This window comes from Aquaspirillum sp. LM1, assembly GCF_002002905.1.
Taxonomy (GTDB): Bacteria; Pseudomonadota; Gammaproteobacteria; order Burkholderiales; family Aquaspirillaceae; genus Rivihabitans.
Map to the genome: position 1 here is coordinate 1,315,951 of NZ_CP019509.1, position 25,655 is coordinate 1,341,605.

The following is a 25,655-nucleotide window of genomic DNA, read 5'->3' on the forward strand; positions in this document are numbered from 1 at the left end:
GTCACGCTATCTCACAGCAAATTCCCTCATTTTGTCTCTTCAGGACGCATTTTTGGCATTGCGAGCGCTCCAGGACTTGCCAATCAGCAGATTCGCCAATCCAAAGAGCGTGTACAGCCGCGCCGTGTTCTTCGCCAGCCCACGGTAGGACACCTTCTTCATGCCGAAGAGGTTCTTGATGATCTTGAATGGATGTTCAACCTTGGCCCGGATCCTGGCCCTGGCCTGTTCGATCCGCTCCTGCAGTCGCCCAACCGGCGTATCCGGCAACGCCTTGCGCTTGCCCGGACGCATGGCAATTTCCCATTGAATCTTGAGCCCCTGGTTCTTCTCCCGCTTCTCAACACCCTGGTAGCCGGCATCGCCAACGCCAAACTGTTCTTCTCCATGCAGCAAGGCATGCGCCTGGGTGACATCGCTGACGTTGGCTGACGTGGTGACCAGGGTATGCACGATGCCCGTTTCAGCATCCACTCCAATGTGCGCCTTCATGCCGAAGTACCACTGGTTGCCCTTTTTGGTCTGATGCATTTCAGGATCACGCTCACCGCTTCGATTCTTGGTCGAGGACGGCGCAGCAATGATGGTGGCGTCAACAACCGTGCCTTCCTTGAGGATCAGGCCCTTCGCGGCCAGTAGGGCGTTGATGGTCTCGAAGATGCGCTCGGTCAGCTGGTGCGTTTCCAGCAGGCGGCGGAACTTGAGCAGGGTGGTGGCGTCTGGTGCAGACTCCCGCGACAGGTCTATGCCAACAAATCCCCGGATGGCCTGGCTGTCATAGATGGCGTCTTCGATGCCTTCGTCTGAGAGTCCAAAGCATTGTTGGGCGATGTACATTCGCAGCATCCGCGCGACGCCAATCGGTGGTCGGCCCCGGCCTGTTCCTTTTGGGTAGAAGGGCTCAATCTGCGCGACCAAGGCGGCCCAGGGCGTCACTTTGTTGATCTCGTCAAGAAACCGGTCACGCCGAGTGACCTTCTTCTTTGTCGCGTATTCCAGTTCGGAAAAGCTGGCTTGCTTTGTCATGTGACCATCCACGTTCAATGTGCTGATGTTCGCAGATCAGGAGGCTTCGAGCCAGCTGTCGGGGAATAAATCAGCGCATCCTTAGCAAGATGGCTGTCTCATGCTTTGATTTTCGGTTAGAAAGCACATAAAATATACGTATGTATGAACTGAATGTTGTGATCACGCAATATATCACATGGCATATTGCAAGATCACTCTGTGACGATAATAGCTTGCTATTATCAAAATTTTTTCCTATTGGTTCATTCGGCTTTCCTGGTTTTTTGTGGTAAAGGCCAGATTTTTTCTGCCATCTTGTGAACGCCAGCCACCCGGGTGGCTATTATTTTTTATGCTAGTGTTAATAATATTAAACACTGGCACTGGATCACCGTATTGATTCATCTGAAATGCATCAGGTCAGCCTGATGCCAGGCGTAGCATGCGCACGCAGATGGCGGATGTCCCCACGCCTCGCCATCTGCGCGTATGATCAAATCGTTATCACCCTATCATCCTGCGAGCTCCAGCATGCCTGACACTGCCTTGTTCTGGTTTGTCTTCGCCGCTCTGGTGGCGATGGCCGAAGTGTTTTCCGGCACGTTTTACCTGCTGGCCGTGGCGCTCGGTCTGGCCGGCGTGGGGGCCATGCTGGCCTTGGGGCTGGGCCTGTCGGCCGGGCTGGCGCTGGGGGCGGGCCTGATGCTGCTGGGGGTGGCCGGCGTCTGGCGCTGGCGGCAACGCAGCATCCTGAGCTCACCCACCGTGATGGATCTGGACCTGGGCGCTGAAGTGGCACTGGTCAGCTACCAGACCGGCAATCCGCACCATGGCCGGGTGCGCTATCGCGGGTGTGAATGGGATGCGCAACTGAGCTTTGCCGGCTCCCCACCACCAGTGGGCAGCCTGGGGAAGATTACCGGCCATGAGGCCAATTGTTTGCTGGTGACCTTGCCCAGCACGGAAAGTGAGCAGCCAACATGATGAATTTTTTGTGGGAGGTGGACGATATGGTGTTCTATCTGGTGGTGTTTGTGCTGATTGGCGTGGTGATCAAGAGCGCAGTGCTGGTGATTCCGCAGCAGCACGCTTATGTGATTGAGCGGCTGGGCAAGTATCACGGCACGCTGACCGCCGGGTTGAACCTGATCATCCCGTTTGTTGACCGGATTGCCTACCGGCACACGCTCAAGGAAGTGCCCTACGATGTCGAGCCGCAGGCGTGCATCACCCGTGACAACTCGCAGGTGAAAATCGACGGGATTCTGTATTTTCAGGTGACCGACGCCAAGCTGGCCTCGTATGGTACATCCGACTACGAAATGGCGATTGAGCAACTGGCCAAAACCACCCTGCGCTCGGAAGTGGGCCAGCGCGATCTGGACAAGCTGCTGGAAGAGCGCTCGGCGATCAACAACGCCGTGGTGTCGGCGCTGGATGAAGCCTCGCTGGGCTGGGGGGTGAAGGTGCTGCGTTATGAGGTAAAGGACATCGTGCCGCCGGAATCGGTGCTGCAGGCCATGGAAATGCAGATTACTGCCGAGCGGCGCAAGCGTGCGCTGATTGCCCAGTCTGAAGGCGAGCGCGCTCAGGCGGTGAACGTGGCCGAAGGGCAGAAGTCGGCCATGGTGGCGCAATCCGAAGGCGACCGTCAGGCGGCAATCAACCAGGCCAGCGGCCAGGCCGAGGCGATTCTGATGGTGGCGCAAGCCAATGCCGAAGCCATCCGCCTGGTGGCGCAGGCACTGGAACAACAAGGCGGCGACCGCGCCGCTGCGCTGAAAGTGGCCGAACAGTATGTGGCGGCGTTTGGCAATATTGCCAAAACCGGCACCACGGTGGTGATTCCGAGCAATCTGGCCGACCTGGCCGGGCTGGTGCAAGGTGCGCTGGCAGTGTTGCCGAAAAAATCGTGAGTGCCAGGCGGGGCGTGGCGGTCACCGCGCCCCCTGACCGGCTGCCGGTGCTGCCGGTTTTTTTATTTTCAAAACAATAGTTAAAAACTACCAAATCAAAAGATAAATATAATTTAATCTATTGCCGCCGCCTGCGGCATACTGCAACCATCCTTTCTTACCCCCGCACAGGAGCGCATGATGAACTTGTTCAACCGTCGCCGGGTCAGCCGGTGGATCAGCCTGAGCGAAGTGCTGGCCGGGCTGGTTCGGATGTAGCCGCCATCCTTGGCCCCCTACACCGGCAGGCCATCCGCCTGCCACCGTTCCCCGATGCCCTGTTTTTCCGGAAGGATTTTTTATGGATTCCCCTCAACGTTTGACCCTGGGCCGCCGGCTGGCGCTGGGTTTTGGCCTGATTTTACTGCTGATGGTCAGCATCACCCTGATTGGCATCCAGAAAGTGAACTTCATCGACCGCAGCCTGGAGCAGGTCACCGACGTTAACGCTGTCAAGCAGCGTTACGCCATCAACTTTCGTGGCAGCGTGCACGACCGCGCCATTGTGCTGCGCGATGTGGTGCTGAACACCGATCCGGCCCAGCACAGCGCCATGCTGGCCGAAATTGACCGGCTGGCCCAGTTCTATCGCCGTTCGGCCACCGAGCTGGAGCCGTTGCTGCAACGCGACCAGGACAGCAAGGAAATTGCCATGTGGCAGGCGCTGCAGGCGGTGGAAGCGCACACCCTGCCGCTGATGACCCAGGTGACCCAGGCGCAGGCCAGTGGCCAGAGCGAGCAGGCACGCAGCGTGCTGCTGAACCAGCTGCGCCCGGCGTTTGTTGACTGGCTGGCCAAGATCAATGCGCTGATTGACTACCAGGAACAAAAAAGCCAGGCCACCACCCCGCTGGCGCGGGCAGTGGCAACCAATTTCCAGAGTCTGATGCTGGTGCTGTGCGGGCTGAGCCTGCTGCTGGGGGTGGGGGTGGCGCTGTGGATCAGCCGTCAGTTGTTGCACAGCCTGGGCGGCGAACCGGCGCAGGCGGCGGCCGTGGTCACCCGGATGGCCGGCGGCGACCTGCGTGAAACCATTGTGGCCCGTTATCCTGACAGCATGCTGTCGGCCGTGGCGCAGATGCAGGAAAAACTCAAGGCGCTGCTCAGCGACATGCTGGCCTCGTCGGAAGAACTGGACAGCCGCGCCCGCCATGTCACCCAGGCAGCCCAGGAAGCGCAGCAGGCCGCCGCCCAGCAGTCCGATGCCTCGGCTGCCACCGCCACCAGCATCGAGCAGGTCACCCTGAGCATCCATCAGGTGGCCGATATTGCCCGGCAAACCGAAAGCAACTCGGCGCACACCGCTGCGCTGTCAGAAAAAGGCCACCAGGCCGTGCGCACCGCCGCCGCCGAAATCGAGCGGATTGCCAGCTCGGTGCAAGGCTCGTCCGAGCATATGCGCCTGCTGCAACAACGCTCGCAGGACATCGGCAGCATTGCCGGGGTGATTGGCGAAATTGCCGCGCAAACCAACCTGCTGGCGCTCAACGCCGCGATTGAAGCCGCCCGCGCTGGCGAGCAGGGCCGGGGGTTTGCCGTGGTGGCCGACGAAGTGCGCAAGCTGGCCGAACGTACCGCCACCGCCACCGCCGAAATTGGCCGGATGATCGACGTGATCCAGCACGACACCCTGCAGGCGGTCAGCACCATGGACACCGCCGTGGAACAGGTAGAAAACGGCCTGGCCCGCGCCACCGACGCCACCAGCGTGCTTGACCAGATTCACCATCAGGCGCTGGATTCGCTCAAGCGCGTGCGCGAAGTGGCGCAAGCCACCGACCGTCAGGTCAGCGCCATTGGCAGCATTGCGGTGAATGTCGAGCAGATTGCCCGCATGTCGGCGGAAACCAGCACGCTGATGCAGCGCAGCAGCCGCGCTGCCAGCGAGCTGGAACAGATTTCCGCCACCCTGCGCGGACAAACGCGCAAGTTTCGGGTGAGTTAACCCGAATAAGGCTGCCCCGCCCTGCATGCAAAAGTACAGCCTGGCCAGGAAATGGAATAAGATAGGCGCAGATTGTTTGCGCACAGGAATGGATCAAGGGTGAAGACGCGTATCTGGAAAGGATCGCTGGCGGGGGTGCTGGGCTTGGGGGTGGCGTATAGTGGCGCTGCCTACTGGACCGGCCTGGAAGCTGAGCGGACATTGGCCAAGCAGCACGAAATGATCGTGAGCCTGCCGATTTTCAAGGTCAAATCGCATCAGTATGAGCGAGGCTGGTTCTCGTCCACCGAAACCACCGAACTGGCGTTCAACGAACGCTTCTTCAAGCCGTACCTGAGCATTCTGCCCGAGGCTGCCAAGGGCGCGCTGTCGGGCACGGTGAAGTACGTCAACCACATCCAGCACGGCCCCTTGCCGGATGGCCGCCCGGCCCGGGCCGTGGTGACCACCCAGTTCATCATGTCCGACGACACGCGCAAAATGCTGTCGCGGTTTTTTGGCGACAAGGAACCCATCACCGTCACCAACCGGCTGAACTTTACCGGCGGGGGCGAGCTGAATGTCAGCGTACCATCGTTTGACTACGAGGAAACCCTGGCCGGGGTCAAGATCAAATGGCAGGGCATGACCACCAAGGTAGGCTACGATTCCGGCTACACCCAGTACAGCGTGGATGCCCGTTTGCCTGGCATGGTGCTGGATGCCGCCACCAAGGGCCACTTTGAATTTGCCAACCTGGCCTATCAGTCGGACAACCGGCCAGGCGAAACCGGTGCCGGGGTGGGCAATAAAGAACTGAGCGTGACCCGGGTCAAGCTGGAATCCAAAGAAAGCATTCCGTATGAAATCAAGCTTAACCAGCTGATTTCGCTGCTTACCCGCATCCGCATTGGCGAGTTTATCAACCCGGCAGGGGAAATCAGGCCATCGCAGGCCGATCTGGTTGACCTGAAATACCAGATTGTCAGCAGCGAGGAAAAGCAGTTCATCAACACCCGCGCCAGGTTCTCGTTTGCCAAGCTGGAAGTCAACCGGGTGCCCTACGGCCCGATGCGGCTGGACCTGTCAGCCAACCACCTGCACGGCCCCAGCCTGCTGAAGCTGGAACAGGCGTTTGCTGATATTCAGGTGGAAGGCGTCGAGCCAGCCAGGCTGCGTCAGCAGTACCTGGACGCCATTACCCTGCAGGGCGGGCCGATTCTGGAAAACGACCCGCGCCTGGTGATCAACGACTTTTCGCTGAAACTGCCGGCAGGTGAAATCACCCTCACCGGCAATCTGGCCCTGAACGGCTACAAGAAGGGCGACCTGGACAACCCGCGTGTGTTTGTCAACAAGCTGGACGCCCAGGCCAAGCTGGCCATGCCACGGGAAACCCTGCAGGATCTGGTGGTGGCACAGGCGCGTAATCTGTTCATGGTAGACGCCTCGGCAGAAAACCCGCCGTCCGTGCAGGAAATCGACGAACTGGCCAAAAACCTGCTGGCCAGCCAGCTGGACGTATGGTCAGAACAAGGCTACGTCAAACTGGACGGCAGCCAGGTGCTCACCTCGGCAGAATGGAAAAACGGCCAGTTGAAGGTGAACAACCATGTGGTCAACCTGCCGCCCGCACCGGAAACCGTCGCCCAATAAACCCCACCTGAACAAAAATCCGCCTCCCCGCGAAAGCGGGGAGGCCGTTTAATGCCATCGGGTTAATGCCATCAGGACCGCGCGCATGTATGCCATTCTCCAGAACGCCCCCGGTGGAAGTGACAGTCTGTACTGGGGTGAAGCCGCCCTGCCCGAACCCGGCCCTGGGCAGCTGCGGGTGCGGGTGCGCGCCTGTGGCGTGAATCGCGCCGATATTGTTCAGCGCGAAGGCCGCTACCCGCCGCCAGCAGATGCCTCGCCCATTCTGGGTCTGGAACTGGCCGGAGAAGTTGACGCGCTGGGGGAAAACGTCAGCGGCTGGGCATTGGGCGATGCCGTGCTGGCGCTGGTGCCTGGCGGCGCTTATGCCGAGTATGCCTTGGTCAATGCCGACGAAGCCCTGCCCAAACCGGCCAGCTGGAGCTGGGCACAGGCGGCGAGTGTGCCGGAAGCCTGGCTCACCGCCTGGTTGAATCTGATCGAAGTGGGCCAGTTACACGCCGGACAAACCGTGTTGATTCATGCCGGAGCCAGTGGCGTGGGCGCAGCGGCCATCCAGCTGGCGCGCTGGCGTGGCGCAACCGTGGTGGCCACCTGCGGCAGCGCAGACAAAGCCGCCTTCTGCCAGCGGCTGGGCGCACACCAGGTGGTGAACTACCATGAAGCGGCATTTGCCGACACCGTACGCGCGCTGGGCCGTGCCGATCTGGTGCTGGACTGCGTGGGCGGCAGCTATCTGGACGCGCATCTGAGCTGCCTGAAAACCGATGGCAAGCTGGTGCTGATTGGCGTCATGGGCGGTGCCCAGGCCATGCTGAACCTGGGCCTGCTGCTGGTCAAGCGCATCAGCCTGATTGGCTCTACCCTGCGCAGCCAGCCGCTGGCGCACCGGGCCGCACTGGCCCGTCAGCTACAACAGCAACTGCCCTTATGGGATGCCGGGCTGTTTCAGTGGACACTGGACCGCACATTTGCCCTGCCCGATGCCGCCCAGGCGCACGCCTGGCTGGAAGGAAACCATAATCAGGGCAAGGTTGTGCTGCTGGTGCCCTGATCCATTCGGCTACCAAACGCTGTGGATGCACCTGGATTCCCGCGCAGGCGGGAATCCAGGTGCATCCACAGCGCGCTGACTATCCGACAACGCTCAACACCCACCGCGCACGCTGTAGCGCGGTCTGGGTTCCCGCCTGCGCGGGAACGACACGTCAGGTGAAACGCATGCCGAAAGCGGTCTAGCTGCCAGTCATTTGCTTCATATCATCGTGACTGGCTACTAGGGGAAACGCTGAAAAAATCGTCATTCCCGCGCAGGCGGGAATCCAGAAGGTTGATTTTGCTGGGTTTTGCTTCTGGCAAAAACGATTTTTCTACATCAATCAAACCTCCCTTTCTTACGTATTGCCGCGACTGGACTGGCAAAACCGGTCGGTCAGCACAATCTCTTCCAGCGCCAGCGGGCCGCTGCGCGGGTAAGCAGGCTGGGTGGCCTTGCCAATTGCCACAAACATGGCAATGACGTGATCCGCCGGCAGATTGATCAGCTTGCCCACCGCATCAAAATCAAACCCATCCATCGGACACGAATCGTAGCCCATTTCCTGCGCCGCCAGCATCAGCGTTTGCGCGGCAATTCCGCACGAGCGCATGGCCTCATCGCGTTGCACTTGCTCGCGGCCCCGGTAGTAGCCATCCAGCATCGGCAGCATGGCGTCCTGCACCGGCTGGACCGCATCGCGCCAGTAGCGTTGCGGGGTTTTTTCCCAGGCTTTGAGGTCGGCGGTCAACACCACCAGCAGCGAGGCATCAGTCACCTGCGCCTGGTCAAACGCGGCAGCGCGCACCTGCTGGCGCAGCGCCGGATCGCGCAGCAGCACAAAACGCCAGTTCTGGATATTGAACGCAGTAGGTGCCAGCTTGGCCAGGCTGAACAGCTGGGTCACTTCGGCATCGCTGATCACGTGGCTGGCATCGAAGGCCTTGATCGAGCGGCGATTGTGGATGGCGGTAGAAACCTTCATGGACAACACTCCCAAAATACATGCATACCGGTTGGTATGTATGAAGACAAAAAAATCAACCCGGCTGTAGCTGCCGGATATAGCACTTCAGTTGCTCGATCGACGCCACAAACACTGGCATCGAACGCATGTTTTTCGCCACACTGACACAGCCTTCCCACGCCGCCACAATAAACAGCGCCGCCGCGTGACAATCCACCGTCGGCAACAGCTGCCCCCTGGCCTGCGCCAGCTGCAACAGCGCTTCCACCCGACCCTGCCAGCAGGTGACAATCGCCGTAAGGTGCAGGCGAAACTCCTCGTCTACCGCGCTCATTTCCTGCATCAGATTATTCAGCGGGCAACCCAGCCGCACCGACGTCTCATCCCAGCCTTGCACTTGATCAAGCAGCTGCAGCAAAACATCCAGCGGACGGGCATGGTCGGCAGGCACATTCAGCGCATCCAGCACCCCCAGCCGCAATGCCAACGCCACCCGTTCATCCACCACCGCCAGGCCCAGGGCTTTCTTGCCAGGAAAATAATGGTACAGCGCGCCTTTGGTCAGCCCGGTTTCCGCCAGAATGGCCGACACACTGGCCGCCTGAAACCCCTGAAGGCGAATCTCGGCAAACGCGGCATCCAGAATGCGCTCGCGGGCCAGTTCTTCTTTGCCGGAAAGAGGGGAGGGGGAGAGGGTCATGGGCGAGATTACATACCAATCGGTATGGTGGGGTCAAGCGGGGTGGATCAATCTGGCGAGCAGGGGCAGGTTGCCAGCGCATCGGCGATTGCTTTCGGCAAAACACGCAATCAGCGCGGCATCGGCCAGATCGGTCTTTTGCCGGGTCAGCAGGGACTGACCAAATGCCTTGATTTACAAAAGATTTCCCACGCTCACGTGAATTAATGCATTTCGCATTCTGTCAGCAAGTCGAGGCAGGACGGCCCATCTGCGTATCAAGCTCGAAGCCTTGGGACAGCCTCTCTGCTTCGTATTAGGGATGATGATTTTTTCAGCGTATCTATAAAACAACGGAATATTCCGGTTAAACTTTCTCTTTACACCGGGATCAAGACCGGGTTTTTATTGCATGGGGGCCGTCGTGCCAGTCACAAGCAAGCGTATTTTCATCTCCAGTACCTCCATTGACCTGCCGGAACACCGGCAAAAGGTGATCGACGCCTGCAATCAGCTTGGCCTGATGCCTGACGGTATGGAACACTGGCCAGCGGCGGATGCCAAGGCGCTCGACTTCTGTCTGGACAAGATCAATCAGGCCGATGTCTTTGTCGGCATCTATGCCCATCGCTATGGCTGGATACCGCCGGGGGAAAGCAAGTCCATCACCGAACTGGAGTACGACCGGGCGGTGGAGAGGGGGATTCCGCGCCTGCTGTTCCTGATGAGCGACAATCACCCGGTACGTCCCGGGCAATGGGAAACCGGGCCACAAGCCGATGCTCTGAAAGCCTTCAAGCAACGCCTCGAACCCTCCCGCGTCCGCGCCACCTTCGATAACCCCGACCAGCTCCGCGCCGAAGTCTTGCATGCCCTGTCGGCACACGCCAAATTCGACGATGGCGGCCACGACGACTTCCGCATCGATCTCACCCACCTCCCCGCCGGCGCCGCCCACTTCCTTGGCCGTGACGACGAACTCGCCACCCTCGACGCCGCCTGGGACTCGGCTGGCACAACTGCTCTGGTCGAATTCATCGCCCCCGGCGGCACCGGCAAAACCGCGCTGGTCAAGCGCTGGCTGGAAAGGATAAAACAGGACAATTGGCGCGGCGCCTGTCGGGTGTTTGCCTGGAGTTTCTACAGCCAGGGCAGCGGCGACGAGCGCAATGCTTCGGAAGACGTTTTTCTTGCCGAGGCCATCAAATTTTTTGGCGTTGCCGTCGAAGCCAGCCTGAACCCCGCCGACAAGGGCCGGGCGCTGGCCGAGGCGGTTGTGGCTCGCCGCAGCCTGCTGGTGCTGGATGGCCTGGAGCCGCTGCAACACCCGCCCGGCCCGCTGGCCGGCGAGCTGCGCGCCCCTGGCCTTAAGGCCTTGCTCACCCATCTGGCGACTGCCGGCCACCCCGGCCTGGCGCTGCTGAGCAGCCGGGAGGCGCTGAAAGACCTGGACGAATGGGTCAACAGCCCGAGCAGCGCCGCCCGGCGCATCGACCTGGGCAATTTGAGCGACGCCGACGGCGCGCGCCTGCTGCACGCCGAAGGGGCCAACAAGGCCGGCAGCGCCCCCATCGCTGACGATGATGCCGAACTTAAAGAAGCCAGCCGGCAGGTCAAGGGCCACGCCTTGACGCTGAGCTTGCTGGGCAGCTATCTGGCCTTGGCCCACGAGCACGACATCCGTCAGCGCGACCAGGTGGATTGGGCCGAGGCGAATGCCGAAACCAAGGGCGGCCATGCTTTTCGGGTAATCGCCGCTTATGAGCGCTGGTTTGCCGGTGCGGGCAAAGCCCCCGAACTACTGGCGGCGCTGCGCTTGCTGGGTTTCTTCGACCGCCCGGCCACCCAGGAAAACCTGGCCGCGCTGCGCGCCGCCCCGGTGATCAAGGGGCTAACAAACGGGCTGTTCGTCAAACCCGAGGGCTGGTTCAAATTCCTCAAACAGCCAACCCAAGCCATTTCAAAAGAACAATGGAACGCCACCCTCAAACGCCTGCAAACCCTGCGCCTGCTGGACGTTGACACCGCCAGCGGCCGCCTCGACGCCCACCCGCTGCTGCGCGAATACTTTGCCGCTGCGCTGAGCAAGCACCAGCCGGAAGCCTGGCAGGAAGGCCATCGCCGGCTTTACCAGCAACTCAAAGACAGCGCGCCGCACCGCCCCGAAGGCCTGGCTGGCCTGCACCCGCTCTACCAAGCCGTGGTGCATGGTTGTCGGGCGGGTTTGCACCAGGAGACGCTCGATGAGGTGTATTACGACCGCATCCTGCGCGGCTCGGGGCCGGAAGGCTTCTACAGTAGCAAGAAGCTCGGTGCCATCGGTGCCGACCTGGGGGCGGTGGCCTGTTTCTTCGTTCAGCCCTGGCGGCAGTTGGTGCCAAGTTTATCGGCAGGCGACCAAGCCTGGCTGCTCAACGACGCGGCCTTCAGTCTGCGCGCCCTGGGCCGGCTGGCGGAGGCGCTGGAGCCGATGCGGGTTGGGGCGCAGATGTGGGTGAAGCAAACGGACTGGAAAAATGCCGCCGCCAACTACAGCAATCTTTCCCAACTGCAATTGAGCCTGGGCGACATCGCGCAGGCCGTGGCTGATGCGGAATGCTCGGTGGACTACGCCGACCGCAGTGGCGATGCCTTTCAGCGCATGGCCAGACGCACCACCCTGGCCGGTGCCCGCCACCAGCAAGGCGAGCAAGCTGCCCGCAACGGCTTCGCTGAGGCCGAGGCCATGCAGGCCGAGCGCCAACCCAAGTACCCGCTGCTCTACTCGATGCAAGGCTTCCGGTATGGCGAGCTGCTGCTGGCCGAGGCCGAGCGGGCCGCCTGGGGCGGACCGGCAGTGGAAGAGGGCAGCGAAGGCTGTGCAGAAGTAGCGAAGCGAGGCCGAAAGATGTTCGAGTGGCGGGTTTCCGGTGATCCGCTCCTCGACATCGCCCTCGACCACCTGACTCTCGCCCGCTGCGCCCTCTACGCCGACCGGCTGCATGGCCGCCGCCCCGGCGACGAAGCTCAGCAGCACACCGACGCCGCCGTCGCTGGCCTGGGCCAAGCTGGCGAACAAGAGTTCATTGTCCACGGCCTCCTCACCCGCGCCTGGCTGCGCCACAGCCTGAACGACCTCCCCGGCACCCAAGCCGACCTGGCCGAAGCCCAGCGCATCGCCGAGCGCGGCGGCATGAAGCTCCATCTTGCCGACATCGCCCTGACCCGCGCCCGGCTGTTCAACGACAAAGCCGAACTCATTAAAGCTCGCAAGCTGATCGAAGCATGCGGTTACGGGCGGCGGCGGGGAGAGCTGGAGGATGCCGAAGCCCGCCTGAATTCTGCAACGGCACCGGCAGGACACTGAAATGCCCAATTCCCTCGAATCCCTCAAACAGCAGGCCGAGGCGTTGGCCCGGCAGGAAACCCAGTCGGCCGAGGCGGTGATAGCCTTGGTCAACAAGCTCAAAAAGCAGGACGAGTTCCCCCCCGCCCGCGAATTGCTCGACCAGGTTCGCCACCGGCTGAGCGCCGACCCGCTGCACACCAAACTCGCCCAAGAGCACGCCCTGTGCACCTACAAGGACGCCAATTTCCCCGCCGACAAGCGCTATCACCAGGCGCTGGCGATTCTGGCGGAAATCGGCCTGGGCGACCCCCAGTGCCGTGACAAGGAAACCCTGGGCCAGGGCGGGGCTATCCACAAGCGCTTATGGGAAACCACCGGCCTGATGGAGCATCTGCACACCGCGCTGGCTTTTTATCGGGCCGGCTGCGCGTGCGGAGTGACTCAGCGAGAGGATTGTTGGGCTGCTCCATCCTGCTTTAGGCGCTTCTCAAATCAACGCATGAAATTCACGCAACACATGCGCAAACTGTGGCAAACGCTGGCGCAAGATCAGCGCGATATACTCGTCTGCGGTCAATGGCGGGCGCTTGAGGCGAGCCCGAACCGTTTGCACCGACATCAGCACCCTGGCTTTATCCAAGTCCCATAGGTCCATCAAGAAATCATCGGGGTTGATCGCCTCAACCCTATGTGGCGCCAGCTTCTCGTCCGGAAAATCCCGCAAGTTGAACGTCACTATCGCATCGGCTTGCCCATGAATGGCCGCTGCCAGCACATGCCTGTCATCGTGATCTGGCAGGTGCAACCGCGACTCCAAGTATTCATACCCAGTAATCAGCGCATCACGGACATGGCTGTCCATCAATGCCCGAGTGCGCTGCAAAGTTTCGGGACACATCGTGGGGTGGTTTTTCAGCGCATTTCTCATCCACTCATCATGAATGCGGGCAGTCCAGCGAGCCCGAAACAGGTCGGTAGTCGCCAGTTGCAACAGGATGTCACGCAATGGCGCCGGGTATAGCACGCAGGCGTCGTAAATGACGGTGAACACGCTCACTCTCCCGCATAGCCCATGCCGGCTTCTTGCGCCATGGCCGCCAACTCATCCAAAGCCTGGCTGCGCTGGCTATCGGTGCGCTGTTTGTAGTCCAGCATATCGCGATACAGCACCCGGCGATGGCGGCCCACCTTGCGATGGGGGATCTTGCCTTCATCCAGCAGCTTGACCAGATAAGGGCGCGACACATTCAGCAGGTCAGCGGCTTCCTGCGTGGTCAGCTCGGCATGCACAGGCGTCAAGGTGACGGCATTGCCACGGGCAATCTCGGCCAGCGCATCCAGCAACAACGGGTAAACCGCCGAAGGCAGCTCGACAGCCTGCTTTTCGCCAGCATGATCAATAATCACAATGCTTTGCGGGGCATGGCAACTGGCCAGATGCACCGACAAGGCGCTGGCGCTTTTGCGAGCGAGCAAGGTTTCTGCTTCGGTGGGAAGAAGCGGCATATCGCGAACAAGCGTATTCATATGTAGTCATCCTGCCAGTCCAGCTGTAGCCACCCAGAAGGACAGCTTTAAAAAATAATTTATTAAATCAATTAGTTAAACTCAGTACTCGGCCAGGGCGCCATCTGCGGTGGGCTTACCCCGCCACATCAATCAATCGAATTATACGAAACAAACGAAATAAACAAAACCCACCCCGCTACGCCACAAAAAATCACCCATCTTGCCCCCCAAACCCAGCCTCATCGCCAAGGCTCCGACGGTGCCCAGCACATTACGGTGCAGCGCCGATGCTGCTGCCCAATCAACGCCGACGCGCGCGGCCAGTTGTTTGTGCTGGCTCGTGCCCCACTCCTGCTCATACGTCAGGGTTGACGCAATATCCTGAATGTCCACCAGTGCGGAGATGACAATTTTTTCCGCGTCCCCTCTAAAACAACGGAATATTCCGGGTAAACTTCTCCATTGCACTGGGGTGAAAAATCGCTCACACGCTCAGCAAAGCGACCCTCAGTCCCTAACCCAACCTGCTGCGCCAGCCATGTTTACTGCAAAACGCCATGACACCCCATCCGCCACCACGCCCTTGCCGCATCTTTATCAGCTACAGCCATCAGGACGAGGTTTGGAAAAACCGCTTGGTCAGCCATCTGAACGTATTGGCCGGCGAAGGGTTAGACGTCTGGGATGACCGCCGAATTGCCGCCGGGCATGACTGGTTGCCAGAGATTGAGCAAGCCATCGCCAAGTGTGATATGGCGGTGCTGCTGATTTCTCGCCATTTCCTGAACTCCAGATTCATCCTCGGCCAGGAAGTGCCACCCCTGCTGCAACGGCGGCGGGAGCAGGGCGTTCGCGTCATTCCGCTGATCGTTGGTCCCTGTCAGTGGGAGCGCATCAACTGGCTGAAGTCTATCCAGGCGTGGCCGACCGATGGCGCGGCGTTGTCCGGCATGACTGAACATCAGGCGGAATCGGTGCTTTCTGATTTGGCTAGGGAAATTGCCGAGCTGGCACCTGTCGGATTCATGCCGGTCGAGGCCCTCCGCATCGACCTCACCCACCTCCCCGCCGGTGCCGAGCATTTTTTTGGCCGTGAGGAAGAACTGGCGGTGCTGGATGCCGCCTGGGCCGATGGCCAGCACAGCCATGTGGTGGAATTGGTCGCGCCCGGTGGCGTTGGCAAGAGTTCGCTGGTCAAGCGCTGGCTGGAGAACTTGGGGCGGGATGGTTGGTGCGGGGCGCGGCAGGTTTACGCCTGGAGTTTTTACAGCCAGGGCACAAGCCATGACCGACAGGCGTCCGACGACGCCTTCCTGAGCGCCGCCCTGGCCTGGTTCGGCGTCGAGCTGGACCCGGCAACGAATCCCTGGGACAAGGGCCAACGCCTGGCCGAAGCAGTGACCGCCTCGCGCACGCTGCTGGTGCTCGATGGCATCGAGCCGCTGCAATACCCGCCCGGCCCGCTGGCCGGCGCTTTGCGCGCGCCGGGCGTCAAGGCGCTGCTGGAATGCCTGGCCAGCGCCGGCCAGCCCGGCCTTTGCCTGGTGACCAGCCGCGAGCGGCTGACCGATCTGGCCCAGTACGAGCGCAACGCCAGCTACCCGGAGGGGGCGGTGCTGCGCCGCCCGCTGGAAAATCTCAACGAGATGGACGGTGCCCGCCTGCTGCATGTTCTCGGCGCCAAGCGGGCCGGCAGCGTGACCGTGGAGGACAACGACGAGGAACTGAAAACAGCCAGCCGCGAAGTGCGCGGCCATGCCTTGACGCTGAACCTGCTTGGCCGCTATCTGGCGCTGACTTACGCAGGCGACATTCGCCAGCGGGCGCTGGTGGACTTCCAGGAGGCCGACAACGAACTGAATGGCGGCCACGCCTTCAAGGTCATCGCGGCTTACGAGCACTGGTTTAGCAACAACGGAAAAAACGGCGAGCGGGAGCTGGCCGCCTTGCGCCTGCTGGGCTTTTTTGATTACCCGGCCGACCTGAAAAGCCTGCGCGCCCTGCGCCAGGCTCCGGCCCTGCCCGAGGTCAGCCGGCACTTGGTCAACCTGACGTCGCCGCAATGGCAAGCCACCTTGCAAAGGCTGGTCGATTGCGGGCTGGCTTTTTACAACGAGGACAACACCACGCTGGATGCGCCCCCGCTGGTGCGGGAATATCAGGCCAAGGTGTTGCAGACAAGCTTTCGCCCGGCCTGGCGGCAAGGGAATAAGCGGCTCTATAAGTTCTTGGCCGACAGCGCCCCGCATCGGCCTGACAATCTGGCCGGCCTGCAAGCGCTTTACCGAGCCGTGGTGCATGGCTGTCGAGCGGGTTTGCACCAGGAGGCGCTCGATGACGTGTATCGCGACCGCATCCTGCGCGGCATGGCGGAGGGTGGCTTTTATAGCACCAGGAAACTTGGTGCCATCGGTGCCGACCTGGGGGCAGTGGCCTGTTTCTTTGTTCAGCCCTGGCAACAGCTGGCGCCAGGCTTGTCGGCAGCCGCCCAAGCCTGGCTGCTCAACCAAGCCGCCTTCAGTCTGCGCGCGCTGGGCCGGCTGGCGGAGGCGCTGGAACCCATGCGAGCTGGGGCGCAGAGAGCGGTGGCGCAAGCTGACTGGCAAAACGCCGCCATCTACTACAGCAACCTTGCCGAACTGCAACTGAGCCTGGGCGACATCGCGCAGGCCATGGCCGATGCCGAACGCTCGGTGGACTACGCCGACCGCAGTGGCGATGCCTTTCAGCGCATGGCCAGACGCACTACCCTGGCCAACGCCCGCTACCAGCAAGGCGAGCGGGAGGCCGCCCGTAATGGCTTCGCCGAGGCCGAGGCCATGCAGGCTGAGCAGCAACCCGAGCTCCCGCTGCTCTATTCGCTGCAAGGCTTCCGGTATTGCGAACTGCTGCTGGCCGAGGCCGAGCGGGCCGCCTGGGGTGGAGCGACTGCAGAAGAGGGCAGCACAGACTGTGCCCAGGTGGCGCAGCGGGCAGCTCAGACCTTACCTATTTCGGAGCGCAATAATTGGCTCCTCGAAATCGCCCTCAACCACCTGACCCTCGCCCGCTGCGCCCTTTACGCCGACCGGCTGCATGGCCGCGCCCCCGGCGACAAGGCCAAGCAGCACACCGAAGCCGCCGTCGCTGGCCTGCGCCAGGCTGGCGCACAAGAGTTCATTGTCCATGGCCTCCTCACCCGCGCCTGGCTGCGCCGCTGCCTAAACGATCTCCCCGGTGCCGAAGCCGACCTGGCCGAAGCCCAGCGCATCGCCGAGCGCGGCGGCATGAAGCTCTTTCTCGCCGACATCGCCCTGACCCGTGCCCGCCTGTTCAACGATAAAGCCGAACTGGCCAAGGCCCGGGCGCTGATTGAGGCATGCGGTTATTGGCGGCGGCGGGAAGAGTTAGCCGATGCCGAAAGCAATTTGTATAGGGCGAATTTCTCTGCTTTTAAAGATGCCTTGCCCGATACGAATAATTATTACCAAGATGGAGACAGATTTACCCCCTCCCCATTTCGCCCATCCGATCCACCAAGAACATTGTCTCCGAAAGAGTTCCTGACCCTTGTGTTCCACCTCGTTATCGGAAATTACGCTGACCCCAGCCTGTTGACTGATCTGAATGCCAATACCTTCAACAATGGCATCGAAAAGTTAGTTAAAGAACTGAAGCGCCCCAACGACCCCAGAGTGATCCTGGATTGGCTGGATAAAGCAGAGAAAGTCCAGCCCGACGAGCTCTGGCTGGCCTGGGCGGCCAACGTCCATGAGGATGCTATCGAACGCTTGAGTGCATCGGTGAGTACATGACAGCAAACACGAATTTTCCCGCTGAGGCTGTTGAACGTTTGGCGAATCGGATCTTGGCTGGTGAGGTTGTTTTTTTTATCGGCGCTGGCTTCTCGCTGGATAGCGAGGGAAACAGCGCAAAGCTACTAATTGCACGATTGCTGGCGCGATTTTATGCCTTGATCGATGCATTGAATGCACTCGGTGGTAAAGAACGTGACAAAGCCGAGGAATTGAAGAAGGAACTTGAACACACCTTCTCGCTGATTGACAAAGACAAGGAGAATTATCCAGAATTGCTTGTAGCGCATTACTACCCTGTCAATGACTGGTTTTGTAGTGCTTTTGGCGAATTGATCAACCATATCAAACGTGAAGATTTAAGTGCGCGCATTGATACGGCAGGGATTAGCTCTGAAGAATACCGGTATCTCCAAATTTATTCTGGTAGCAGCAAACCTATACCACTTATGCCCATAGACCTAGATGATCTGTTGAAATTCTCGTCGGTGTCTGATGCAGGCAAGGCGCTGTTTCTCGATACCATGGGTTTCAACAACCCTGCAGTGATGGGGGGGCAACCGCGTGGTAAAAGTCTCACCCGGGTGAAGAAGAGCTATGGTGACCGCCTGTTGGATCGCCACCATGTGCTGGCCAGGCTGGCGATGGAAGGCTGGTGTCCATTACTGCTGACGACAAACTACGATCTATTGCTTGAAGGTGCTTACCGACTGGCGGGGATGTGGCCGCGAAAAGGCGGCTGTAACAGCCCAAGGCTGGCATATCAGACTTACGGCCATTTCCACCGAATTGCTGCCGCTAGAGATTACTTTGCCAGTGGAGCCGGTCACCGCACGGCACAGATCGTCAAGATGCATGGCTGCGTAGACGCTTATCGTGAATGCCGCAAAGAACAAGAAAAATGGCAGGCTTATTTGCCGGCAATGGTTTTCACTTACCGGGAGATTCAGCACTGGCGTGAGGACGCCTGGTCGCGGGATATGCTACGTTCCATTTTGCGTACGCGAACAGTGGCTTTTTGTAGTTACAGCACCCAAGACCCGGTGATTCATGACACCATTCGTTCGGTTTACGAGGAAATGAATGCTCGCCGGCCAGCACAGAAAAAATGCTTACCCTCAGAGAAGGATCGCCCTGACCCCGCTTTTGTTTTCGATGCCTTCGGCCAAGGGAATTTTCATCAACAGGAAATATTGCGCGCAGCCGCCAAAGTGGCAGGTACTGTCCATCCACCGAGAAATTGCCGTCAGAATCTGCTGGGCTTTCATTTCAAGAGCCATACTGAGAAGGCCTTCCCGAATATCGACGAATTATTTCGCTGGGTCTATCACCGCACTTTGAGACGCCGCCAGCAGCAGGTCTTGGATAGTCAACTGCCTACCGTGCTGGCAGCAATTTTTGGCCACCCCTGTCACCAAGATGAATTGGACGCATTACGTGATCGATTCAAGGATCTTTATGAGTACGAGGAGGCAGAAGCTGCCAAATGGGACAATACAGACGATTCTCGACGTCGTTTTAGTGCGATCTGCGGCTGGAGTGACGGGTTTCATATTCCTTTACTACGTGAAATGGCCGCAGCTGAGATTTTGAGAACTCATCTAGGCAAGGAATTATCGATACGCCAGGATCTTGGTCAGAAAATGGCAGTGTCTTGGTACTGCCCTACTCTGGACCATCCGGACTGGTGCGCGTGGGCGGTGATACTGGAAATGGCGCTGCGCCAGCTTGCCGCCCATTGGCGGAAACAAGCCAATACATGGATGCAATATAGCCCGTGGCTCAAAGCAGAAGCTGGTGACTTGGGCGCTCAAGTGGATATTTCGGCTGGGCCGGATCGGCCGACGCCGGTACGGATCACGATCGGTGTCGAAGATCTGGCCGGTCGCCCCAAGGAAGAAGGTCTGGCCTTGCACAAGCATTTGCACTGGCGCCTCGTTCCGGATGGATTGCCATGGCCACGTCAGCAGGCATGTCCATCAGAAAGCGTTTTTCTTCAGGGTTACGACCGGCACGTGCCGGGCGCCAAGGCACTTTGGGCTTTGGCGCGGAACGACGTGTCCGAAGGGTTTCAAGATATCACCAGCTTCATTCATACCTTGCTGAACGGGAGATTCCAATGACCGACCAGGTTTCCTCCAACCTGTCTGTGGTAGTGGCCGAGCTGGCCAGGAAATTGCGTGATTTCTATGGCGCCATCAAAGTGGAATGCACTGAATTGTGGAGCCTTCAGCACGGCGTGGGTTATGTTGAGAATGCAGTTTTCATTGCGCATTATCATTTTGATGTGACAGCCGATCTGTTGATCTTCGATCCTGCGGTCGGCAGTATTGGCCTTGTTCGGATATTGACTGCAAAGACCGAGCCAAACACGGCCGGGCAGCAAGTGCGTAGCTATGTGGACCAAGCAGCCTATTTGCGCCATCTATTGGTGAACGAGGCGGAACGGCAGTCCAAGCTCGTCCCATCTGTCGAATTGGTGCTGGTCTATCCAGCTTCTGTTGATGCCATCGCCGACAAAGTTGCCGAAGGGCTCAGGGATACCATTACGAGTACAGACCTGCTTGATGGCATAGGCGTCAATACACTCGGCTACCAGTCACAGAAGAATAAGGTTGAATTCGAAGCAGAGGGTTTAGGTCACGCTTTTGCATGGTTGCTGCACGATACCCGTGAATGGTTGCAGACACGGAAAGAAGACCCTTCGGCCACGAGCCAGGCGGTAATGACCAAGTTGGCTATCGATAATTTCCGAACTTTTGGCACGCGGGAACTGGAGCTGCCGAAATACTGCTCGGGGAAACAGAAACGTCCTCGCATCCATCTGGTCCATGGCCAGAATGGCAGTGGCAAGTCCAGTATCGCCGAGGCTATCGAGTTCGCCGTAACAGGCCGCTTACGTCGCCTCGGCGACTCGCAGCTTTACGCCCAAACCTTATGTAACCGCGACACACAAAAAGCCAAAGACGCGCAAGCCAGCGTGACCCTATTCAGAGGCAGTGCTGACAAAGTAGTCCGCAAGATCGAGGAAGCGCCCATTAAGCCCTTGTTAGAGAAGTTCGATGGCCGTGCATTGGTGCTGGATCAGGCAACCATGGATGATCTAAGTCGCGCTGGCGATGCCCGCCGTGCCGCGACCTTGCTGGGGGCTTTTTTTCCAGAGGACTACGAGATTTTTCAGGCCTACGAGCGTGCTGAAAAAAAAGCCAAGGCGGCTCGCTCTGTGTTGTCCGCCGAGCTGGAGAACATTTTCACCGCATTCGATGTAACAACCCTGTCCTTTGCAGAAGATACAAATCTCTTTTCACAATGGCCTGTCTCACGCCTTTGGTCGGAGGACTTCGCCGCTTTTCTGCCGTTGAAGGCAAAAACGCTGGAAGCGCTGGCGCCACAGCTAGGCGATCTTCAAAGCAATCTTCTGTCATGGCTCAAGGCTCCGCCGGACAAGGCAGAGATGCTCGCGGCGATGGATCAAGTTGACGCCGCGCTGGAGGCCTTGCGCCAAAGAGCCGCCTTTCGTCAAGAGAAATTAAGTACGGCAGACAAGGCGTTGAAGCAACTGGCCCACTGGGAACCCAATGATGTCAATCAAAGTACGAGCGAAACGTACACCGAACGGTTGAATCGCTGGTTGCGGCTACATGCCCTGACCGACCTTGCCGACCGACGGTGGGCGGTAGCAAGAACGCTTGAGCAAGCCAAGCCGGCGGAAACCAACATCCTTGAGCCCGGCAGCCCTCTAAACAGCGATCAACTGGCCACATTGAATCGACAACGCATTCAATGGCGTACAGAGCGTGACCAGGCGCGGAGCGAATTGCAGAAGCACCATGCTATCGAAGGTAGTGCGACTTCCCGTGCTTCCGAAGGCAAGAGCACACGCCTGCGGCAGGATGAAATTGCCGCCCTCAATGAGGCTGGCGAATGGTTGGAAGTCGGAGGCCTTCGCCTGAGCGGACTTGGCGATGCGATTGGAAAAGCATTAAAGGAAAATTGCGCGGTGACCGTTGGCGCGATAAGCATTGGTGCGATGGATTGGAAGGAGCGGTTGGCAGCGGCCATCAAAGCGTGCCTGGAGGCGCTTGGCGAGCTCGAGGCTCTTGGCGAGCACTGGCTGGGCGGTCGCCAGCGCCATGAACGCTTGCTGAAAGCGCTGAGGAGCCACCATGAGCTCATGGAGTGGGAAGCAAAGGCAACCAAGCAGTTGACCGCACAATTACAGAAGCATGATTCCTTACTCGGCAAAACGCTGACTGAATTTGCCTACTTGCTGACGCCCGCACGTTGGGCCTATGAAAAACTGAACCTGAAACTGAGTACGAACGATAATGGGCAGCACGTACTCACCATGACTGGGGACGCACCGGAGATAGCATCCGCCCACCGCCTCAATGCAGCTGAGCTTTATAGTGTCGCCCTTGCCATGTTCCTGCTTTGTGCACGCCGGCCGGATAATACGCTGCGGCTTCTGGTGCTCGACGACCCCTTCCTGAATATGGATGAACTGACGGTGAGCACCGTCGCTCGCGCCATTGGCCGGCTGGTCCGACTATGGCCGGACAGCGATGGTTGGCGTCTACTTATTCTTCTGCATCGGGAGTCGGACGTGCGCTGCTTCGCCCGTGAGGTTCCGTGCACGATTCATCGTCTGCCTTGGCTATCACCCAAGCCGCAAGACAGCGGCCAGAAGATCGAAACAGAATTCAGCCGCCATAGCGGCCAGTTGTTGGATATCGATGCGTTGTTGAAGCCGAAGGGGTCTGCCGCTGGCACCACGACGGCCAATAAAAAAACCACTGCGGCGGTCCGGAGCACGCCATGACCCGCATCTTCATCAGCTACAGCCACCAAGACGAAATTTGGAAAGACCATCTGCTCAGCCATCTGAACGTATTGGCCGGCGAGGGGCTGGAAGCCTGGGATGACCGCCGGATTGCCGCTGGGGACGATTGGTTGCCAGCGATTGAGCGAGCCATTGCCGAATGTGATGTGGCGGTGCTGCTGATTTCTCGCCACTTCCTCACCTCAAAATTCATTGCAGGTCAGGAAGTGCCGCCTTTGCTGCAACGCCGCGAGGCGAACGAGTCTCGCGTCATTCCGCTGATCGTCAGCCCCTGCCAGTGGCAGCGCATCGACTGGCTGAAGGTGATACAGGGCCGGCCGCGAGACGGCAAGCCCCTGTCGGGCATGAGCCAGCACGATGCTGACCTTGCGCTTTCCAACCTTGCCGGCGAAATTGCCGATCTCGCCCCATCTGCCACTATCCCCACGCAGCCAACGGCAGAAACGTCGCCGCGCATTGATGTTTCTCATCTCCCAGCCGGCTCCGAGCATTTTTTTGGCCGTGAGGAAGAACTGGCGGTGCTGGATGCCGCCTGGGCCGATGGCCAGCACAGCCATGTGGTGGAATTGGTCGCGCCCGGTGGCGTTGGCAAGAGTGCGCTGGTCAGGCGCTGGCTGGAGAACTTGGGGCGGGATGGTTGGCGCGGGGCGCGGCAGGTTTACGCCTGGAGTTTTTACAGCCAGGGCACAAGCCATGACCGACAGGCGTCCGACGACGCCTTCCTGAGCGCCGCCCTGGCCTGGTTCGGCGTCGAGCTGGACCCGGCCACCCATCCCTGGGACAAGGGCCAACGCCTGGCCGAAGCAGTGGCCGCCTCGCGCACGCTGCTGGTGCTGGATGGCGTCGAGCCGCTGCAATACCCGCCCGGCCCGCTGGCCGGCGCTTTGCGCGCGCCGGGCGTCCAGGCGCTGCTGGAAGGCCTGGCCAGCGTCGGCCAGCCCGGCCTTTGCCTGGTGACCAGCCGCGAGCGCCTGGCCGATCTGGCCCAGTACGAGCGCAACCCCAGCCGCCCGGAGGGAGCGGTGCTGCGCCGCCCGCTGGAAAATCTCAACGAGGTGGACGGTGCCCGCCTGCTGCATGTTCTCGGTGCCAAACGGGCCGGCAACGTGACCGTGGAAGACAACGACGAGGAACTGAAGGCCGCCAGCCGCGAAGTGCGCGGTCATGCCTTGACGCTGAGCCTGCTGGGCCGCTATCTGGCGCTGGCTTACGCAGGCGACATTCGCCAGCGGGCGCAGGTGGACTTCCAGGAGGCCGACAACGCACTGAATGGCGGCCACGCTTTTAAGGTTATCGCGGCTTACGAGCACTGGTTTAGCAACAACGGAAAAAACGGCGAACGGGAACTGGCCGCCTTGCGCCTGCTGGGCTTTTTTGATTACCCGGCCGACCTGAAAAGCCTGCGCGCCCTGCGCCAGGCTCCGGCCCTGCCCGAGGTCAGCCGGCACTTGGTCAACCTGACGTCGCCGCAATGGCAAGCCACCTTGCAAAGGCTGGTCGATTGCGGGCTGGCTTTTTACAACGAGGACAACACCACGCTGGATGCGCATCCGCTGGTGCGAGAATATCAGGCCAAGGTGTTGCAGACGCGCTTTCGTTCAGCTTGGCGGCAAGGGAATAAGCGGCTCTATGAGTTTTTGGCCGATAGCGTCAAGCATCGGCCAGATGATCTGGAAGGCTTGCAACCGCTCTATCAGGCGGTGGTGCATGGCTGCCGGGCGGGGTTGTACCAACAGGCGCTCACCGAGATGTATCACGACCGTATTTTGCGCGGCACGAGGCAGGGCGGCTTCTACAGCACCAAGAGGCTCGGCACCATCGGCGCAGACCTGGGGGCGGTGGCCTGTTTCTTTGTTCAGCCCTGGCAGCAACTGGTGCCAGGCTTGTCGGCAGGCGATCAAGCCTGGCTGCTCAATGAAGCGGCTACCCGCCTGCGTGCGCTGGGCCGGCTGGCGGAGGCACTGGAACCCATGCGGGCTGGGGTGCAGATGCGGGTGCAGCAAGAGGCCTGGAAAAGCGCCGCCATCATCTATAGCAACCTTGCCGAACTGCAACTGAGCCTAGGCGACATCGCGCAGGCCGTGGCCGATGCGGAACGCTCGGTAGCCTACGCCGACCGCAGCGGCGATGCCTTTGAGCGCATGAGCGACCGCACCACCCTGGCCAACGCCCGCCACCAGCAAGGTGAACGAGAAGCGGCCCGCAGCGGTTTTGCCGAGGCCGAGGCCATGCAGGCTGAGCGCCGACCCAAGTCTCCGCCGCTCTATTCGCTGCCAGGCTTTCAGTATTACGAGCTGCTGCTGGCCGAGGCCGAGCAGGCAGCCTGGAGTGGAGCGGCGGAGGGAGAGTCCAGTACAAACTGTGCCCAAGTGGCGGAGCGAGCGGCTCAAACGCTGAAATGGTCCGAATCAACACATGATCTTCTCAGCATCGCCCTCGGCAATCTAACTCTCGCCCGCTGCGCCCTCTACGCCGACCGGCTGCACGGCCGCGCCCCCGGCGACAAGGCCAAGCAGCACAGCGCAACCGCCATCGATCGCCTGCGCCAGGCGAACCAGCAGGATCACCTCCCCCGTGGCCTCCTCACCCGCGCCTGGCTGCGCCACAGCCTGAACGACCTCCCCGGCACCCAAGCCGACCTGGCCGAAGCCCAGCGCATCGCCGAGCGCGGCGGCATGAAGCTCCATCTCGCCGACATCGCCCTGACCCGCGCCCGCTTGTTTAACGACACCGTTGAACTCGCCAAGGCTCGGGCGCTGATTGAGGAATGCGGCTATGGGCGGCGCGTGCCGGAGCTGGAGGATGCCGAAAAGCGGTTGGCCGGCGTCAGCGGCTGAGGGGATTGGCCCGATGACGCCTGAAAACGAGCACCTTGCGGCCGATGCCGACACGCCGGCGAGCTGTCGCTTAGGCATATTGTGCTTGTCGCCTAGCGACGCGCTGATTGATTCAGAAA

At 60.2% G+C, this 25,655-nt stretch carries 17 protein-coding genes and 1 pseudogene; 12 read left to right on the plus strand and 6 right to left on the minus strand.

Annotated features, from left to right (window positions below):
* Nucleotides 1-39 precede the first annotated feature (39 nt).
* Entirely contained in the window at nucleotides 40-1,026 is a 987-nt protein-coding gene (locus tag BXU06_RS05700) for an IS5 family transposase (protein WP_077297657.1), read from the minus strand.
* A 513-nt stretch (nucleotides 1,027-1,539) separates the two neighbouring features.
* Between BXU06_RS05700 and BXU06_RS05705 the strand changes: the two genes are divergently transcribed.
* The 5 genes from BXU06_RS05705 (at nucleotide 1,540) to BXU06_RS05725 (ending at nucleotide 7,597) form a co-directional block, all read left to right on the plus strand.
* Entirely contained in the window at nucleotides 1,540-1,992 is a 453-nt protein-coding gene (locus BXU06_RS05705; RefSeq protein WP_077297659.1) for an NfeD family protein, read from the plus strand.
* A 26-nt stretch (nucleotides 1,993-2,018) separates the two neighbouring features.
* Nucleotides 2,019-2,924 (plus strand): SPFH domain-containing protein, encoded by a 906-nt coding sequence (locus tag BXU06_RS05710; protein WP_077302688.1) that lies wholly within the window; start codon nucleotides 2,019-2,021, stop codon nucleotides 2,922-2,924.
* Between the two features lie 340 nt (nucleotides 2,925-3,264).
* Nucleotides 3,265-4,908, plus strand: coding sequence for a methyl-accepting chemotaxis protein (locus tag BXU06_RS05715; RefSeq protein WP_077297661.1), 1,644 nt, complete (start codon nucleotides 3,265-3,267; stop codon nucleotides 4,906-4,908).
* 99 nt (nucleotides 4,909-5,007) lie between these two features.
* Nucleotides 5,008-6,543, plus strand: coding sequence for a YdgA family protein (locus BXU06_RS05720; RefSeq protein ID WP_077297663.1), 1,536 nt, complete (start codon nucleotides 5,008-5,010; stop codon nucleotides 6,541-6,543).
* Nucleotides 6,544-6,628: 85 nt separating this feature from the next.
* On the plus strand, nucleotides 6,629-7,597 hold the full coding sequence (locus tag BXU06_RS05725; RefSeq protein ID WP_077297665.1) for an NAD(P)H-quinone oxidoreductase: 969 nt from the start codon (nucleotides 6,629-6,631) through the stop codon (nucleotides 7,595-7,597).
* 340 nt (nucleotides 7,598-7,937) lie between these two features.
* Here BXU06_RS05725 and BXU06_RS05730 read toward each other — a convergent pair whose 3' ends face one another.
* A complete protein-coding gene (locus tag BXU06_RS05730) occupies nucleotides 7,938-8,564 on the minus strand; it encodes a nitroreductase family protein (protein ID WP_077297667.1) in 627 nt (208 codons plus the stop codon).
* A 55-nt stretch (nucleotides 8,565-8,619) separates the two neighbouring features.
* The gene (locus tag BXU06_RS05735; protein ID WP_077297669.1) at nucleotides 8,620-9,246 is read right to left on the minus strand and encodes a TetR/AcrR family transcriptional regulator; all 627 of its coding nucleotides are present in this window, start codon (nucleotides 9,244-9,246) and stop codon (nucleotides 8,620-8,622) included.
* A 42-nt stretch (nucleotides 9,247-9,288) separates the two neighbouring features.
* Between BXU06_RS05735 and BXU06_RS18585 the strand changes: the two genes are divergently transcribed.
* The 3 genes from BXU06_RS18585 to BXU06_RS18075 all read left to right on the plus strand — a co-directional run bounded on the left by BXU06_RS18585 (nucleotide 9,289) and on the right by BXU06_RS18075 (nucleotide 13,202).
* Nucleotides 9,289-9,453, plus strand: coding sequence for a hypothetical protein (locus BXU06_RS18585; protein ID WP_171982121.1), 165 nt, complete (start codon nucleotides 9,289-9,291; stop codon nucleotides 9,451-9,453).
* A 196-nt stretch (nucleotides 9,454-9,649) separates the two neighbouring features.
* Nucleotides 9,650-12,571 carry a DUF4062 domain-containing protein gene (locus BXU06_RS05745; protein WP_171982122.1) on the plus strand — a complete coding sequence of 974 codons (2,922 nt, stop codon included), beginning with the start codon at nucleotides 9,650-9,652 and terminating at the stop codon, nucleotides 12,569-12,571.
* 1 nt (nucleotide 12,572) lies between these two features.
* Nucleotides 12,573-13,202 (plus strand): tetratricopeptide repeat-containing protein, encoded by a 630-nt coding sequence (locus BXU06_RS18075; RefSeq protein WP_253189593.1) that lies wholly within the window; start codon nucleotides 12,573-12,575, stop codon nucleotides 13,200-13,202.
* An 84-nt stretch (nucleotides 13,203-13,286) separates the two neighbouring features.
* Here BXU06_RS18075 and BXU06_RS18080 read toward each other — a convergent pair.
* The 3 genes and pseudogenes from BXU06_RS18080 to BXU06_RS05760 form a co-directional block, all read right to left on the minus strand.
* Nucleotides 13,287-13,610, minus strand: a pseudogene (locus BXU06_RS18080) (PIN domain-containing protein); the annotation flags it as partial.
* Nucleotides 13,607-14,080 carry a helix-turn-helix domain-containing protein gene (locus BXU06_RS05755; RefSeq protein ID WP_077297676.1) on the minus strand — a complete coding sequence of 158 codons (474 nt, stop codon included), beginning with the start codon at nucleotides 14,078-14,080 and terminating at the stop codon, nucleotides 13,607-13,609. The pseudogene BXU06_RS18080 and the gene BXU06_RS05755, both read right to left, overlap by 4 nt.
* 141 nt (nucleotides 14,081-14,221) lie before the next feature.
* Nucleotides 14,222-14,530, minus strand: a complete 309-nt coding sequence (locus BXU06_RS05760) for a hypothetical protein (protein WP_150125118.1) — start codon at nucleotides 14,528-14,530, stop codon at nucleotides 14,222-14,224.
* 89 nt (nucleotides 14,531-14,619) lie between these two features.
* Between BXU06_RS05760 and BXU06_RS05765 the strand changes: the two genes are divergently transcribed.
* From BXU06_RS05765 to BXU06_RS05780, 4 genes are read left to right on the plus strand one after another with little or no spacing between them, the layout of a single operon-like run.
* Nucleotides 14,620-17,856, plus strand: a complete 3,237-nt coding sequence (locus tag BXU06_RS05765) for a TIR domain-containing protein (protein WP_077297680.1) — start codon at nucleotides 14,620-14,622, stop codon at nucleotides 17,854-17,856.
* Entirely contained in the window at nucleotides 17,853-19,979 is a 2,127-nt protein-coding gene (locus BXU06_RS05770; protein ID WP_077302690.1) for an SIR2 family protein, read from the plus strand. Before BXU06_RS05765 ends, BXU06_RS05770 begins: the two co-directional genes overlap by 4 nt.
* Nucleotides 19,976-22,678, plus strand: a complete 2,703-nt coding sequence (locus BXU06_RS05775) for an AAA family ATPase (RefSeq protein WP_171982123.1) — start codon at nucleotides 19,976-19,978, stop codon at nucleotides 22,676-22,678. Before BXU06_RS05770 ends, BXU06_RS05775 begins: the two co-directional genes overlap by 4 nt.
* Entirely contained in the window at nucleotides 22,675-25,536 is a 2,862-nt protein-coding gene (locus tag BXU06_RS05780; protein ID WP_077297684.1) for a toll/interleukin-1 receptor domain-containing protein, read from the plus strand. The genes BXU06_RS05775 and BXU06_RS05780 overlap by 4 nt, the downstream gene beginning before the upstream one ends.
* Nucleotides 25,537-25,655 lie beyond the last annotated feature (119 nt).

Coding starts and splice junctions, on each gene's coding strand:
- BXU06_RS05700 (WP_077297657.1), bottom strand. CDS start 1,026: ATGACAAAGCAAGCCAGCTTTTCCGAACTGGAATACGCGACAAAGAAG.
- BXU06_RS05705 (WP_077297659.1), top strand. CDS start 1,540: ATGCCTGACACTGCCTTGTTCTGGTTTGTCTTCGCCGCTCTGGTGGCG.
- BXU06_RS05710 (WP_077302688.1), top strand. CDS start 2,019: ATGGTGTTCTATCTGGTGGTGTTTGTGCTGATTGGCGTGGTGATCAAG.
- BXU06_RS05715 (WP_077297661.1), top strand. CDS start 3,265: ATGGATTCCCCTCAACGTTTGACCCTGGGCCGCCGGCTGGCGCTGGGT.
- BXU06_RS05725 (WP_077297665.1), top strand. CDS start 6,629: ATGTATGCCATTCTCCAGAACGCCCCCGGTGGAAGTGACAGTCTGTAC.
- BXU06_RS05730 (WP_077297667.1), bottom strand. CDS start 8,564: ATGAAGGTTTCTACCGCCATCCACAATCGCCGCTCGATCAAGGCCTTC.
- BXU06_RS05735 (WP_077297669.1), bottom strand. CDS start 9,246: ATGACCCTCTCCCCCTCCCCTCTTTCCGGCAAAGAAGAACTGGCCCGC.
- BXU06_RS18075 (WP_253189593.1), top strand. CDS start 12,573: ATGCCCAATTCCCTCGAATCCCTCAAACAGCAGGCCGAGGCGTTGGCC.
- BXU06_RS05755 (WP_077297676.1), bottom strand. CDS start 14,080: ATGAATACGCTTGTTCGCGATATGCCGCTTCTTCCCACCGAAGCAGAA.
- BXU06_RS05765 (WP_077297680.1), top strand. CDS start 14,620: ATGACACCCCATCCGCCACCACGCCCTTGCCGCATCTTTATCAGCTAC.
- BXU06_RS05770 (WP_077302690.1), top strand. CDS start 17,853: ATGACAGCAAACACGAATTTTCCCGCTGAGGCTGTTGAACGTTTGGCG.
- BXU06_RS05775 (WP_171982123.1), top strand. CDS start 19,976: ATGACCGACCAGGTTTCCTCCAACCTGTCTGTGGTAGTGGCCGAGCTG.
- BXU06_RS05780 (WP_077297684.1), top strand. CDS start 22,675: ATGACCCGCATCTTCATCAGCTACAGCCACCAAGACGAAATTTGGAAA.